This window comes from Mycobacteroides sp. H001 (genome assembly GCF_001440005.1).
GTDB classification, from domain to species: domain Bacteria; phylum Actinomycetota; class Actinomycetes; order Mycobacteriales; family Mycobacteriaceae; genus Mycobacterium; species Mycobacterium gwanakae.
In genome coordinates this window covers 1-14,860 of sequence record NZ_LJYH01000030.1, presented here as the reverse complement: position 1 = coordinate 14,860, position 14,860 = coordinate 1, and the positions used below count along the sequence as shown (strand labels likewise).

Annotated in this window: 13 protein-coding genes; 1 reads left to right on the top strand and 12 read right to left on the bottom strand. The window is 65.0% G+C overall.

Annotated elements, in window-relative coordinates; translation table 11 throughout:
- Positions 1 to 85: 85 nt before the first annotated feature.
- The 10 genes from AOT83_RS12935 to AOT83_RS12890 form a co-directional block, all read right to left on the bottom strand.
- The gene (locus tag AOT83_RS12935) at positions 86 to 1,627 is read right to left on the bottom strand and encodes an NAD(P)/FAD-dependent oxidoreductase (RefSeq protein WP_057964897.1); all 1,542 of its coding nucleotides are present in this window, start codon (positions 1,625 to 1,627) and stop codon (positions 86 to 88) included.
- Positions 1,624 to 2,565: a reductase gene (locus AOT83_RS12930; RefSeq protein WP_030096437.1), complete on the bottom strand. Its 942-nt coding sequence runs from the start codon at positions 2,563 to 2,565 to the stop codon at positions 1,624 to 1,626. The genes AOT83_RS12935 and AOT83_RS12930 overlap by 4 nt, the downstream gene beginning before the upstream one ends.
- Positions 2,566 to 2,577: 12 nt before the next feature.
- Complete coding sequence (locus AOT83_RS12925; RefSeq protein ID WP_057964898.1) at positions 2,578 to 4,617, bottom strand: alpha/beta hydrolase fold domain-containing protein; 2,040 nt, start codon at positions 4,615 to 4,617, stop codon at positions 2,578 to 2,580.
- Positions 4,617 to 5,537 (bottom strand): SDR family NAD(P)-dependent oxidoreductase, encoded by a 921-nt coding sequence (locus AOT83_RS12920; protein ID WP_057964899.1) that lies wholly within the window; start codon positions 5,535 to 5,537, stop codon positions 4,617 to 4,619. The genes AOT83_RS12925 and AOT83_RS12920 overlap by 1 nt, the downstream gene beginning before the upstream one ends.
- Positions 5,538 to 5,660: 123 nt before the next feature.
- Positions 5,661 to 6,215, bottom strand: a complete 555-nt coding sequence (locus tag AOT83_RS12915) for a pyridoxamine 5'-phosphate oxidase family protein (RefSeq protein ID WP_057964900.1) — start codon at positions 6,213 to 6,215, stop codon at positions 5,661 to 5,663.
- A 51-nt stretch (positions 6,216 to 6,266) separates the two neighbouring features.
- A complete protein-coding gene (locus AOT83_RS12910; RefSeq protein ID WP_030096433.1) occupies positions 6,267 to 7,841 on the bottom strand; it encodes an AMP-binding protein in 1,575 nt (524 codons plus the stop codon).
- Positions 7,842 to 7,918: 77 nt separating this feature from the next.
- Positions 7,919 to 8,422, bottom strand: coding sequence for a YbjN domain-containing protein (locus tag AOT83_RS12905; RefSeq protein ID WP_057964901.1), 504 nt, complete (start codon positions 8,420 to 8,422; stop codon positions 7,919 to 7,921).
- Positions 8,419 to 9,750: a D-inositol-3-phosphate glycosyltransferase gene (mshA, locus tag AOT83_RS12900; protein WP_057964902.1), complete on the bottom strand. Its 1,332-nt coding sequence runs from the start codon at positions 9,748 to 9,750 to the stop codon at positions 8,419 to 8,421. The genes AOT83_RS12905 and mshA overlap by 4 nt, the downstream gene beginning before the upstream one ends.
- A 64-nt stretch (positions 9,751 to 9,814) precedes the next feature.
- Entirely contained in the window at positions 9,815 to 10,276 is a 462-nt protein-coding gene (locus AOT83_RS12895) for an SRPBCC family protein (RefSeq protein WP_030096430.1), read from the bottom strand.
- Between the two features lie 137 nt (positions 10,277 to 10,413).
- Positions 10,414 to 11,652 (bottom strand): ROK family transcriptional regulator, encoded by a 1,239-nt coding sequence (locus tag AOT83_RS12890; protein ID WP_030096429.1) that lies wholly within the window; start codon positions 11,650 to 11,652, stop codon positions 10,414 to 10,416.
- A gap of 311 nt (positions 11,653 to 11,963) precedes the next feature.
- Between AOT83_RS12890 and AOT83_RS12885 the strand changes: the two genes are divergently transcribed.
- The gene (locus AOT83_RS12885) at positions 11,964 to 12,713 is read left to right on the top strand and encodes an SDR family oxidoreductase (RefSeq protein WP_057964903.1); all 750 of its coding nucleotides are present in this window, start codon (positions 11,964 to 11,966) and stop codon (positions 12,711 to 12,713) included.
- Positions 12,714 to 12,759: 46 nt separating this feature from the next.
- Here AOT83_RS12885 and AOT83_RS12880 read toward each other — a convergent pair whose 3' ends face one another.
- Positions 12,760 to 14,124 (bottom strand): Ig-like domain-containing protein, encoded by a 1,365-nt coding sequence (locus tag AOT83_RS12880; protein WP_057964904.1) that lies wholly within the window; start codon positions 14,122 to 14,124, stop codon positions 12,760 to 12,762.
- A 99-nt stretch (positions 14,125 to 14,223) separates the two neighbouring features.
- Positions 14,224 to 14,667, bottom strand: coding sequence for a hypothetical protein (locus tag AOT83_RS12875; RefSeq protein ID WP_030096426.1), 444 nt, complete (start codon positions 14,665 to 14,667; stop codon positions 14,224 to 14,226).
- Positions 14,668 to 14,860 lie beyond the last annotated feature (193 nt).

Below are 14,860 nucleotides of genomic sequence, written 5' to 3'. Positions count from 1 at the left end.
CGATACTTGTCATATTGCCACGTGTCGCGGCATCGCCGCAGGTTACGGCGCCAGCCGCGTGCCCAAGGTGTCCTCTATTCGGCGATTATTCGGCGATTGCCGCCACCGCGACCGTCCGGTCGCGGCCTTCCTGACCCGCGAAGGCATAGTCATCGAGCGGGAACGCCTGCGACGAGCGGCGTGCGGACTGCGTCGTCTGGGGCCTGATGTACGCGGATTCGCCGTTGTGGTCGAAGTAGTAGCTGTTGGCAGTGGTGCAGTTACCGGTCTGGAACAGCGAGTAGGTGTAGCGCGACCGCGCATCCCTGGTCCACGCGTCGGCCGCGTCGGCACGCACCTCGACATCGGTGGCCCCGAGCCGTTGAGCCTCGCCGATGACCCGCCCGATATGGATGGCGGCGGTGTCGACCACGCTGTGGTAGGTGCCGCCGGTCCAGCCATATTGCCCAAAGACGTTGAAGCTGTTGGGCAATCCCGGTATGGAGAAGCCGTGATAGCTCTGCGGCGGGTGGTTCTGATAGAAGTCGGCGAGATCGAAGCCGCCCCGGCCGCTCACCGGCCGGTCCCGATACACCTGCGGGTCGAAGAACAACCGGAATCCGGTGGCGAGGATCAAGGCGTCGATCTCTCGCTCCACGCCCGCGGCGGTACGAACACCGTCGGCGGTGATGGTGTCGATCGGATCGGTGACCAGCTCAACGTTCGCCCGGTTGAAGGTCGGCAGATAGGTGTTGGAGGTAGCAGGGCGCTTGCACCCGAAGTCGTAGTCGGGGGTCAGCTTGGCCCGTAACTCCTTATCGGGCACCTGCAGCCGGTACGAGACATTACCGAGCAGCCAACGCAGCGCCCCTGGGGTGTTGCCCAGGCGACCGGCATTGAGCACCCCGTAGACAAGCGCACCGCCCACGATGAATTCCAGGCCCTCCTGCAGCAAGCGCTGAGTCCTCGGTATCCGGCGGAACAGTGCCCGCACCGGTGCCGGCATGCTCGGGTCGATCTTGGGGAAAACCCAGATCGGCGTCCGCTGATAGACGTCGAGATGGCCGACTTCACGTGCGATCTCGGGAATGATCTGCACAGCACTGGCCCCGGTGCCGATGATGGCGACACGCTTGCCCTTCAGATCCACGCTGTGGTCCCAGGCCGCCGAACGCAGGACGGTGCCGCGGAAGTCGTCAAGCCCCTTCAATTCTGCCGGTTTGGGCTCGGGAAATGGGCCCGCCGCGACGACGACGAATCTGGCCGTCACCTCCTGCCCATTGACCCGAAGCCGCCACAACTTCGCGTCCTCGTCCCAGGTACGCGCGCCCACGTCACTGCCGAATCTGACGAATCGCTGCACGTCGTTCTCGCGGTACAGCCGCTCGATGTAGCTGAGTACCTCCCCGCCCTTGGCGTAGAACCTGGTCCACTCGGGGTTCAGAGCATGGCGAAACTGGTAGGCCTGCGCCGGAATATCCACTCCGATACCGGGGTAGACGTTCTGACGCCAGGTACCACCGACGCCGTCCATGCGCTCGTAGATGACGAAGTCGTCGATACCTCGCCGGCGCAGCTCCAACCCGATACCGAATCCGGCCAGCCCGGCACCGATGACGGCGACATAGTGATCAGGTTGGTCACTCATGCACTGACCTCGTAGGTGAGTTCCTTGGACCAGCTCGGCTGTTCGGCAAGCCAGCGCTTGGGGTAATAGTCGGACAGCTTGACCATGGTGTTGGCCACCGCGTGATACGGGCCGTGCAGAGGGTTCTGTGCATTGGTGATCATCGCCGCACCAAGCCGCAGTACCTGGTACACCAGCAGTCGTGTGCCCTTGCCACGGCTGCCGACGTTGACGAACCGCTCCATCGCGTCATACAGGCGCTGCTCACGCAGGCCCATGCCAATCAGATTGCCCTTGATCCGGTTGATGAGCGGGATCCCGGTGCCGAGCCCCAAGAGCAGACCCATCAGCAGCGACGGGTTGAGCACGGTAGCGACATTCTCGATGACGACACGGCGCAGGTTGCCCTGACCCATCATGTCCAACACATGGAAATCGACTGCCAGATGGCGTGATTCGTCGGAATTGATATGCCGGAAGGCCTGGTGGCAGATCGGGTCGTTGACCTCCTCCAGCAGGAATTTCAGCAGCGCGCCATCCAGGGCCACTTCCAGTAACGGGATGATGGTGCCCAACACGGTCAGCGACAGCCCGTCCGAGTAGCGGTCCAGCCATTCAATGGCCAAGCGCACGTTCACATTGGGGACGGGCACTTCATCCTGCTCGAGCATGCCCCAGCGCCGCATCAATGCCAGCTCCGCATTCGCGTGCTTTTGCTCCTCGGCATGGAAGTACCGATAGATCTCCGCGAGCGTCTCGTTGGGGGCCTTCTTGGCCAACGCCGAAAAGCCTCGCGCACCGATGTTCTCGATCCAGACCAGGTCGGCCATGAAGGCCTTCAGCTTGGGCCGCTGCTCATCGGTGATCTGCTCGGCACCGGGTGCGTCCCAGTCCACATCGGCCAGGGCCCACTGTTTGTCCTTGATGGTCTGCAGCATGTCTTCCAGAACAATGGCCATCTCTCGTCCTTCCTACGCGGTCCGGGCCGTGCGTGACGGCCGATGGGTCAGCACCCCGGTGATGAATCGGGCGGCCTCGCTCAGCGCCGGGTTGGCCTCCGGAATCAACCGGGGCAACGCCTGGAAAACATGGATCTGGCCGGGCCAGACCTGCAGATCGCACTGCCCGCCGGCCTGCTCGATCATGTGTGCCAGCTGCTGCGCGTCGGCGGCCAGGAACTCGACTCCGCCAGCCTGAATAAGAATGGGCGGCAATGCGATACCGGGCGGAAAGCTCAGGCGTAAGCGTGGCGAATCCGCGGGCTCAGCGCGGGTGTATTTGTCCACCAGATGTTTGGCGGCCGCCGCGGTGATGACCGGGTCGGGCTGCACCTTTTCACGTTCGGCGGCCAGGCCGAGCGTCAGGTCCAGCAGGGGTGAGAACAATGCCATCGCGCCCGGCTGGGGTACACCCAGCCGATGATTCTCGATGAGCAGGTCCACCGCGAGATGGCCACCCGCCGAATCACCGGCGACCACAATGTCCTGGGCAGCGTGGCCACGTTCCAGTAACCAGTCATAGGCGGCCCGAACATCGTCGGCAGCGGCCGGGAAGAGATGTTCGGGTGCCAGCCGGTAGTCGACGGTGAAGGCCGGCAGCCCCGTTGCCTCCGAAAGGCGGGCGACCATCGAACGGTGAGTTTTCGCCGAGCAGATGACGTAGCCGCTGCCGTGGACGTACAGGATGACCGGACCGGGATCATCGGCGCTGAGCGCCGCGCCCGCCCGAACCCATTCTCCCCGTAGCGGATCTCTCAATCGAGCCACCTCGGTACCGCGGGGCATCGATCCGCCGATCGCCATAATGGTCGAGACGATCTGCCGCGCCAGCAGCACGCCCGGCTTACCCGTTTTGTCCAGGCGGGCCCGGGACAGCACTGGCCGCAATCCAATGGCGGTGAGCGCTGCGGTGGCTTTGGTGCGCCGTGAGGCCTCGACAACCACGGTTCCGGTCGCGTCCAGCGAGCGCAATGCCAGCGACACCCCGCCGACTACCGCGTTAATCCGTGCCTGCGTCTTGCGAGCACTGTCGCGACTCGGTTCGGTCGTCGGCGGATCGGCGATGAACAAGTTCGGGAAACCGGCCACCGTGGTCGGGATGCTGCCCGCCTGCTTCAGCTTGCGGCGCCGCGCCCCCACCACCGACACCCTCTCGGTGCTCGAGCCTGCATCCGGGTTGGACGCGAAAATCACCGCATCGCACTGGTGGTCGATGCCTTCGGCGGTGCGGATGCCCCCGCTGCTGAACCGGGCAATCGGCCAGGTAACCAGCTTGCAGTTGCGCGCCTGCAAGGCGGTAAGGAACTCATCGGTCACCACGACGTTGGGGCGACCGGTGAGCCTTAACGGCGTCAGCTGACGCCGAATCCAGGGGTCCGGCACGCGCCGGCGCAGGTTGCGCTGGGCCACCACTTCGAGCAGTCCGCGCGATTTGGGCCGTCTACCCGAGAACCAGGCCTGGCGCGTCTCGTCGCGCAGCGTGCGGTCCAGAAGTTGCCCGATCCGGCCACTCGGCCGGGGCAGTATCCAATCGGGTGAGCTCTGAAAAAGTTTGACAGTGGCAGCATTTCGCACCACTACCGGCAGAATCGACGCGGCGGCGGCACTGTTGCCCACCACCGCGACGCGCAGCCCAGCGAGCCCCGCACCGTCACCGACCTCGGCGGCATCGAGGACCTTTCCGGTATATCCGTCGAGTCCCGGGATGTCCGGACTACCGCCTACCGACCCGGTGGCCAGCACCACCGTATGTGCAGTGACGCGTTGTCCCCCTTCTAAATCCACAATCCATACGCCATCGTCGAGTTCGATGCGGGTGACCTCGCTGCCGAACGTCACATGGGGGCCCAGGCCGAACAGGGCAATGGTGTCGTCACGCCAACTCCCCGGTTCCGGCCGGGCGCGGTCAAGCACGGTGAAGCCGGTGATCCCTGCCTCCTGCAGTCCCACCGCGGTGCCCAAACCGGTGTATCCGGCGCCTACCACGACGACCGGCAGCACCGGGCCGGGCATCACCGCACCACCTTGACCGGGGACTCCTGTTCGTAGGCGGTATCCCATAACTCACGCGGATCGGTGTCCTCGGGAAGCAATCGGCCCAGTCGCGAGATGATTCCTGCGCCCCACGAATAGGGCACGGGCGCATGTCGTTTCATGGCCCAGATGAGTTTGGCATCGGGCTGCGGCACCACATAGAGCCGCCCCCGGTCGTGTGCGTTGAGGGTGGTCTTCGCGATCCATTCCGGCGACACCCCAACCCATTTGAATGCGGTGCTCGCGAGGTTGCTCAGCGGCCCGGGGATACGCGCACCATCCAGGATGTTGGTTTTGACCGCCGTGGGACACAGCACGGTCACGCGCACCCCGCTACCGGCCAGCTCGGCACGCAGCGTCTCCGACAGTGCGAGCACGGCGGCCTTGCTGACGTTATAGGGACCCATCAGTGGCGCGGCCGCGAAGCTGGCGGCCGACGATACGTTGATGATGCCGCCGAATCCCTGTTCCCGCAGCAGCGGCGTGAAGACCTGGCAGCCGTAGATCATTCCCCACATGTTGATACCGATGGTGGCGTTCCAATCGTCCATCGACACCTCACCGATGGGTTTACCGCCGGTTCCAATCCCCGCATTGTTGATCACCAGATCCGGGGCGTGCCCAAGCCAGTCGGTCGCGACATCGGCCAGCTTGACGATCTCGTCGTACGAGCTGACATCACACGCGACCGGGTGCGCGCTGACCCGTCCGAGCTGGTCGGCGGTCTCTCGCGCGCGGGCCAGGTTGATATCGGCACATACCACCCGGCCGCCGCGGGCCACGATGGCCTCTGCGAATGCTCGGCCGATCCCGCTGCCCGCGCCCGTCACCACCGCGCTGGCCCCGTAGCTGACCTTTGGACGTCGGCGCGGGTAGGCTCCCGCGTCGGGTGCCGTCATTGGCATCACCCTTCGCTTATCGCTTACGCATCATCCGCAAACGTAAACTAAGCGTCTGTCACGCCCGACCGCTTGTCAAGAGTCCGGCGAGATTAATGTCGGGTTAGTCGTACCGCGTGCAGGCTACCGCAGGGCAGTCAGGCCATCGATCGAGCTGCCGTTCTTCTCCAGCGCACTATCCAGAGTCATCTTCTCCTCGGGCACCTTCTCGATGTGCTTCTCGTACACGTCGCGATGCCCCACGAAGTCCATCAGCGGAACCGAATAACCGCACGAATCGGCCACCCGCGTGACATCAACCAAAATGATTGAACGCGCACCCTTTTCGAGCTCCTGGGTGAAGTGGCCGCGAAGTTCCGGGTACTCAGGCTCGTTGAACTGCACGACACGCGCGGTGCCATGGAGCCTGATGATGCGGCAGCGCTTGTCGAACGAGCAGAACATCAGCACGATGCGCCCGTTGTCCCGCACGTGCGCGATGGTCTCCGCACCGCTGCCGAAGTAGTCCAGGTAGCCCACCCGGTGTCGACCGAGCACCGCGAAGGTCCCGGCCATGCCCTTGGGGGAGACGTTGACATGCCCGTCCGGGCCGGAGGGTGCGGTGCCCACGAAGAACACCGGCTGCTCGGTCAGCCATCGAGCGAGCTTGTCGTCGATCTCCTCGTACACATGGCCCATGTGCTCCAGGGTGCCACTCGAGTCTGAGAATCCGCCAGCGGATTTCGCGCGTCAGATACGCGCGCGCAGGTCCTTGCGCAGGATCTTGCCCGCCGCGCTCTTGGGGATCGCGTCGATGAACTCCACCTGCCGAATCCGCTTGTGCGGAGCCACTTTCTGCTCGACGAAGGCCATAACGGCCTCATCGGTGAGGTCGGAATCGGTGCGCACCACAAAGGCTTTGGGAATCTCGCCGCTGGACGGGTCGGGAACGCCGATCACGGCGGCGTCGCCGATACCCGGGTGGGACAGCAGCAGCGCCTCCAATTCCGCGGGCGGCACCTGGTAGCCCTTGTACTTGATGAGCTCCTTGAGCCGGTCGACGATCGTCACCACTCCGTCGGCACGCACGACAGCGATATCTCCGGTGTGCAGGAATCCGTCGGGCTCGATCGTCGCCGCGGTGGCCTCCTCGTTGCCGAGGTAACCGGCCATCACATTGGGGCCCCGTACCAGCAGCTCGCCGGGGGCACTCTCGCCTTCGGCCGGTACATCGATCTCCGCACCGGTCTCGGTATCGATGAGCTTGTTCTCGGTGTTCGGGACCGGGATACCCACCGAGTTCAGCGGAATATCGGGCCGGCCCGGCGGGATGAGGTGGCTGACGGGGCTCAACTCGGTCATGCCATAACCCTGGCTGACGCGGCAATTGAGTCGTGCGGCAACGGCATTGCCCAGCTGTTCGTCCAACGGAGCGGCGCCGGAGAACACCGATCGCAAGCAGGAGACGTCGTGCTTGTCGACATCCGGATGCTTGGCCAGCACCACCGCCACCGGCGGCGCCACGAAGACGTGGTCCACGCGGTAGTTGGCGATGGAACCCAGGAAGGTATCGAGCTCGAAGCGCGGCAGGATCACCAGCTCGGCGCCCAGCTTGAGCTGCACGTTGAGCAGTACTACCAAGCCGTAGATGTGGAAGAACGGAAGTACGGCCAGCACCCGGTCGCCTTGCTCCACTCCGTACAGGTGTTTGGCCTGCGCGATGTTGGCGACCAGGTTGTAGTGGGTGAGCATGACGCCCTTGGCCTTGCCGGTGGTTCCCGAGGAATACGGCAGCACTGCCAAATGCGTTGCCGGATCGAAGGAAACCTCTGGCGGCGCCAGATCGGGCCGCACGATGTCGGCCAGCGAGCGACGCCCCTCGACGGGGTCGATGGTGATCACATTGGCAGCATCGATGCCCGCGATCTCCGCGGCCTCCAGCGCGCGCGACAGCAGCGGCGAGACCGTGAAAACGAGCTGCGCCTTGGAATCGATGAGCTGCTTGGCCAGTTCCTCGGCGGTGTACAACACGTTCACGGTGCTGGCGGTACCGCCAGCACGCAAGATGCCGTGCAGCACCACCGCGAACGTCGAGCAGTTCGGCAGGAAGACCGCTGCGACATCGCCGAGGCCGAACCCGCGGGCGGCCAGACCCGCCGCTGTGGCGTCGACCTGCGACCGCAGCTCGCCGAAGGTGGTCTGCGCACCGGAAAGCCCGTCGATCAGCGCGACACGACTGTCGTCTACGCCGGTATCTCCGAATACGTACTCGTAGACCGAGCAGTCGGGAATGGAAACGTCGGGCAGAGGGCTACGAAACGTCACGCCGGACAGTCTTGCACGCCGCGTCTAGTCCGTGCTGATGGTCCTTGTGTCTTCGGGCCTGTACTGCCCGAAGAGGGTCAATCCTCGATGAGATGCTCGAAGGCCTCAAGGTTCTTCAACGACTCGCCCCGCGAAGTGCGCCACGCCCATTCCTTCTGAATGGACGTCTTGAATCCCAGCTCCAGCAAGATGTTGAAGTCGTTGTCCACGGCTTCCAGCACCTGCCCGAGCAACCTGTCGATCTCATCCGGGGTAACCGCGGGCAGCGGCAGGCGGCCCACCAGGTAGATGTCGCCCATGTTGTCGATCGTGTACGCGACAGCGTACAAGCGGCGGTTGCGTTTGAGCAGGTAGCGGTAAACGCCCTCGGTGTTCTCGTCGGGTCGGCGACACACGAACACCTCGACGCGCACGGCATGCTCACCCGGGCTGAGCATCGTGGTGATCTTCTGCTTGCGTTCGCCCGGCAGCTCCACGATCAGCGCCGGTTTGCCGTCCGGCCCGTGGTGCTCGGTAAAGGTGACCTCCCGGTCCACCAGCGTCCGCACAATGGTGGCGTAGGCCTCCCCCGCGGTGGTCATCGCCGCAAGCCGGACAGCCGGCGCGACCGGAATCGCGCACGCGGCGCACGCGGCGTCGCGGGCCTTTGTGGTGCACGGTAATCAGCGATGGCGCGGCTGTAGCTGGCCAGCAGGGCCTCGGCGGTGCTGGACCAGGAGAAGCCCGCAGCGTGCGCAGCGGCCGCCTGGCTGAGCTCGGAACCGTTACGCGCCAACAAGTTCCCGATGGCATCCGCCCAGTCCTGGGTGCAATGGGTCGGGACCAGAAGACCGGTACGTTGATCCGCGACAGCCACCGGAAGGCCTCCCACGTCGGCCGCCACCACCGGAGTGCCACACGCTTGAGCCTCGATCGCCACGAGGCCAAATGATTCCGAATAGCTGGGCACCGCAACGATATCGGCTGCCCGATATACCTGGGCAAGCCGCTCTCGTGACTGCGGCGGTAGGAAGGTGACACGGTCCGCGATGCCGAGATCCACGGCGAGATCCTGCAATGCCGTGGGCTCGTCGAGACCGCTACCGGATGGCCCACCGACGATGAGAACTCGCACCCCTGGCAGCTGCTGGGCCGCACGTACCAGCAGGTCGGGAGCCTTGAGCGGCTGAATTCTTCCGACAAAGGCGACGATCTGTTCATCGGCTCGCAGGCCGAGCTCGGCACGCGCGGCCGACTTGTCTCCGGGCGTGAACACGTCCAAATCGACACCCGGATGCACGATATCGATGCGGCCGGGGTCTGCGGCATGTATCGAAACCAGCTGCTCGGCTTCATCTTTGGTGTTGACGATGAGCCGGTCGGCCTCATCCACCACCTGCTGCTCCCCCACCGCACGCAACGCGGGCTCCGGACGGTCTCCTTCGGCGAGCGTCCGATTCTTCACCGCGGCGAGCGTATGCGCGGTGTGAACCAGCGGAACGCCCCATCGGTCCCGGGCCAGCCAGCCCGCCTGACCGGAAAGCCAGTAGTGCGAGTGAACCAGGTTGTAGTAGCCCTGCTCGTGGACCGCCTCGGCGCGCAACACCCCGGCGGTGAATGCGCACAGCTGGGTGGGCAGGTCGTACTTGTCCAGGCCCTCGAACGGCCCGGCGACGATATTGCGCACGGTCACCCCATCGGCGACGGATACCACCGGCTCATCGGAGGACGCGGTGGCACGGGTGAAGATGTCGACGGCGACACCCCGGCGAGCCAGCTGAAGGGCCGTTTGCAGCACGTAGACGTTCATGCCGCCGGCATCGCCGGTGCCCGGCTGAGCCAGTGGCGAGGTGTGTACGGATAGGACGGCGATGCGGCGCGGCTTCAGCGCCGAAACCGCCCGGCGCGCGAACTCATCGCCACTAAGCACACTGCCATCTTGTCACTAGCGCACAAGCTATCGGTGTGCAGCACTCCTACCAGCGGCTTGAGCCTCAGCGTGCGGCGATCTTCTGCCGGTATCCCTCTTCGAGGATCTTGCGCAACTTCTCATCCGAATGCGTGATGGCCAGCGAGATGAACGGCGAGATGACCTTGCCCAGCGCCCGCCCGGCGAGCCCGCCCGGCAGCCGGTAGTCGATGTTGATCTCCAGCTCGGTTTCGTCATCGGATATCGGCCGGAACCGGCATTCGATCTGGTTGTCGATCCCGGAACGCGACTCGGTGGTGAACAGGGTGTCGGGGTCCCACCCCGTCACCTCGATCGTCGACCGGAGCGTGGCGCCGAGGTTGATGGCGATGTCGTATTTCGCTCCGAGCCCCCGCGGCACGTCGTTCACAAAACGAACGTGCTCGATCCCGAACATCCAGTCCGCCAGGTGGTGCGCATCACTGATGTAGTCGAAGGCATACGCCATCGGCACCTTCGCAGAGGACACGTGGTGGATATGCGTCATGCGCACATGCCTATCACTTTTTGGCCCCGAGTCGTAGATTCGCGGCCAAATCGCCAGCAATCACATCGCCTCGGTGAGGCTATGGCGGAAAACCGCGGGAATTCCCGCCATAGCGTCACTCTCGGCGCATGACGAGCCTAGGCCAGTGCGGAGGTCTCCGAGCGCCGGGCCGACGCCCGTCGCATGGCGCCCAGCGGATCGGCGAACAATCCCCCCAGGGACACCACACCGGCACCCGCTTCCTGAACCCGGTTACCGAACGCCGTCACCCGAATATCGCGCTTGGACAACGTCGATCGATCCAGGAACGCCGTCTCGACGTCGTTCATCACCTCGGGGTATTCGGTGAAGGCCTGCCCACCGACGATCACCTCGTCTGGGTTCAGGATGTCTCGCAGTAGCGCCACCGACTGCCCCAGCACCCGGCCACGCTCGGAAAGCAGTTGCTGCGCAGAGTCATTGCCGCCACGCGCGGCTTTGTATACCGCGCTCACCGACACGCCGTCACCTGCCGGCACAATACGTAGCCTGCGTGCGGCCGCCAGCACTGCCTCGTCACTCACGGTGGTCTCCAACTTGCCGGTGCCACCGAGCAATTCGGAATCAACCGGCAGCGCCGCGATAGTGCCCGGACCGCTGGACGGACTGTGCACCCGGCCGTCGATGGCCAGCGCGAAACCAACTGTCTCACGGGCATATACGTACAGACTCGTCAGGGAACGGGCCGCGAAACGCCGCAGCCCCAGCAGCAGCTCTGCGCCGGCCATCGCATCCACATGCGAGGCCACCGAGACCGGCAGCCCCAGCGTGTCGGCGAAGACCCGGCCAACGGGAGCCTCGGTCCAGCCCAGACGCGGGTGATCAACCGTCCCGGCCGGTCCATCGACCACACCACCGGTGGCCACCCCGATCCACAGCGGGCGGCGCCGGTGCCAGCGGGCCAAGTACCGCTGCGCACTGCCGGCCAGCGAAGCCAGCGCGGCGCCCTGCGGGCCGTTTGGCGTGGGGGTTTCCACCACATCCAGGGTCCGGCCGAACAGGTCGGTGGCCACGATGCTGGTGGCGCGGGCACCGATGTGAATGCCGAGGGTCAAGAAGGGTTCATGGTTGAGCTCCACCGGCACCCGGGGACGGCCGATGGCGCCGGAGACCGCCAGATCGGCACGTTCACGCAGCAGCCCGGCGTCGAGCAGCGCCGTCACCTGCCGGTTGACGGTAGCAATGGAAAGGCCTGTGACCTGGGCAATCGCGTCGCGAGCCACGGGTCCGCGCACACGTGCGGCACGGAACACAGAGGACGCGGCGCTATCGCCGATGTACAGGGCGGGCGGGTGAATCTGGTGGCGGGAAACTGGTCGGCGAACCGGAGAAGTCATGAGAAGGGTCCTTTGGCGGGGGCCGGGTTCAGACGAAGACTGAAACGCGGGCTACTGATGGCTAATGGTGTTGTGAACTGGGGCGATACCGCACCCGGGACGTCAAGAAAGACGTGCAGAAACTAGGCGCAGCGACAGACGCAGCGACAACACAGCTCGCGAGCCAGCGGCAGCCGAGAACCAATACCCGCGATCACGAAAGTGACCCGGGGTTCGGCGGCGCGCTTGATGGACACAGGCGCAATTTAGCATCCCTACGAGGCAATGTCCTACTAGCGGCCCATTGCCGCTCCCTGACTACAGTGGCGTCCATGACCAATCCCACGTTCGACGGCCGGGTCGCGGTCGTTACCGGCGCCAGCTCCGGAATCGGTGCAGCATCCGCGAAATCACTTGCAGCCCTTGGGTTTCATGTTGTGGTTGCGGCGCGGCGCGAGGACCGCATCAGCGCACTGGCCGGGGAAATCGGGGGCACCGCGGTTGTGCTCGATGTCACCGACGCCGATTCGGTTGCCGCCCTTGCGCAGAGCCTGGATCGAGTGGATGTCCTGGTCAACAACGCCGGGGGTGCGTGGGGCCTGGAGCCGGTACTGGAAGCGGATCTGGAGCACTGGCGCTGGATGTGGGAGACCAATGTGGTGGGCACCCTCCAGGTGACTCGCGCCCTGCTGCCCAAACTGATCGCTTCCGGCGACGGACTTATCGTCACCGTCACCTCCATCGCCGCGCTGGACGTGTACGACGGCGGCAGCGGATACACCTCGGCCAAGCACGCGCAGGCCGCGCTGCACCGCACACTGCGCGGTGAGCTACTGGGAAAGCCGGTGCGGCTCACCGAGGTCGCTCCGGGTGCGGTGGAAACCGAATTCTCGGTGGTGCGTTTCGACGGCGACCAGGACCGGGCCGATGCCGTCTACCGGGGCATCACTCCGCTGATTGCCGAGGACGTCGCCGAGATCATCGCGTTTGTGGCGTCGCGGCCATCGCACGTCAACCTGGACCAGATCGTCGTCAAACCGCGGGATCAGGCCTCCTCTACCCGCAGGGCGACACGCGACTGAACACGCAGAGCGCCAATCCTCTTCTTCGACAAACAGATCCGAGCGACTAGCGGGGCGTGGTCGTCGGCGTACCGGACAATGACGGCGCTCCGGACGGGGTCAACGGGGCTGATGTGGGCGTCCCGGAGAGTGTCGGCGCACCCGACGGCGTGAGCGGAACGGTGGTCGGGATGGACGAGGTAGACGGCGTGGTCGTGATCGTCCGTTCCTTGGGGTTCGGGGGCAGCGCCGACATCGATTGCCAGGTCGGCCAGTCCACCACCCAGTCCCACAGATCGCCGTCCGCGTACGACAGCTCGATCGAAGTACCGGTCACCTCAACGGGATCGCCATAGATGGCGGTGCGGAAGTACGACTCGGCATCCCCCAGCGACAAGTTGATACAACCGTTCGTGACATTGGTGCTGCCCTGCTGGCCAACGGTGTTGGGGTTGGCGTGGATGAACTCGCCATTGTTGGAGATCCGGACCGCGAAACGCTCGTGAACGTTGGTGTACCCGGCCGCCGGGTTGGACATCCAGAAATCCTCGTACTTCTCGGTGACCACGTGAATCCCGCTGCGGGTGACGTTGCGCGGCAGGTCCGCCTCGCCATAGCTGCACGGCAGGTCCAAGATGGTGCCCGCGTCGGTGGTCACCCGAATGCGGTGACTCGGCGCATCGGCGTAGACAATCTGGCGGCGCCCCACACTGAAGTCCAGGGACATGTCCTCATTGCCAAATGCCCCGTCCCCCAGGGGAATTCCATAGAGATTGGCCTTAACTGCCACCTTGGTGCCGGCCTTGAAGTACTCACGTGATCGCCAATGCACCCGGGAGCCCTGCTGCTCATCGGGCAGCCAGGCCCAACCACCTTCGGTGGGCGGATCGCACGTGATGCTCAGCGACTTCTCCGCCGCGGCCTTGTCGGCGATATGTGCGTCGAACTGGATGATCACCGGAGCCGCGATCCCCACCGTCTGCCCATCCGCGAGCTGGAACTGACCGTTGACCTTCGCCGTCGGCACCAGAGTGGTGAACGAGCCGGACACGGCGACGGCCTTACCGTCCAGGCCTACCGCCGAACCCTTCCAGGAGTACGTGACGTCGAACCCCAGGGGTTCGGTGGTGCGGAACCTCGTCTGGTCGCGGCTGAGGGCTCCGGCGACGACCTTGCCGTCGGCGTTGACCAACTTCACGTCCTGAAACCACCCGTTGGCCACGGTCACGCTGACCGGCGCAGTCGGGTTGACGTCCTTGGCCTTGTCATCCGGCAAGAAGGTCAGGACCGCCCCCGGTGACGGGGCATCTTGCGGCGCATTCGGGCCGACGGTCGTGCAGGCCGCAGCAACAGCGGGCACCGTGAGACCCAACATCGTGAGCGCGCGCCGCCGCGTCAGCGCATCACGGATATCCGGCCTGGGGTACTTCACGACACCCCACGATACGGGCCGCTGCGGACAGCTTCGCCCAGCCCGACCAGGATCACACGTTGGATCGGGCGGGACATGCGGTTTTGGCCCGCGCCGCGGCTAGTAGACCGGGATATCGAAGATCGCCGCGGGCGCGCCGTACTGCGCACTCCACCCGGCCCAGGCGACATCGCTCGGGCCGACCCGCTTGTCGACGAGCGTCCAGCCCTGCTCGTCCTGATGCAGCAGCGCTACGTATTTCTTGGACTTACCGCCGTTGGCCGCCGCTTCGGCAAAGGGGGTGCCGGTGTAGTCGATGGGGTTGCCGTCGGGTTCCTGCATGGCAGACCACAGAAAGGCCCAGCCGTCGGCAGCCTTGAGGCTGCGCACGTCGAGGCGTACCGGCTTGCCGAGCTGAGCCGTCACGTCCGCGAGCGCCGGCGCCAGGATCGTGGTTGCTTCCGGGGATGCCGGGTCCACCGCGGTGGCGCCGGGGTCGGCCGCCGCCAGAGGAGCCACCAACAGACCGGCCCACACCAACAGCACCAGGAATCCGCTTCGCATGGCCGCTCCTTCGTTCCGGGACATTCGAACGGTAAACGACCGACACACGCATTCGCCGAAGGCGAGCCCTGTGGCGGATTCCGGCCGAGTCAGAACTAGGGCGTGTCTGACAAATGTTTCGGGTGTTTCGGCTGAGACTTAGGCCATGTCACGGTTCCAGCTGCTCACCGATGCTCAATGGTCGTTGATTGAA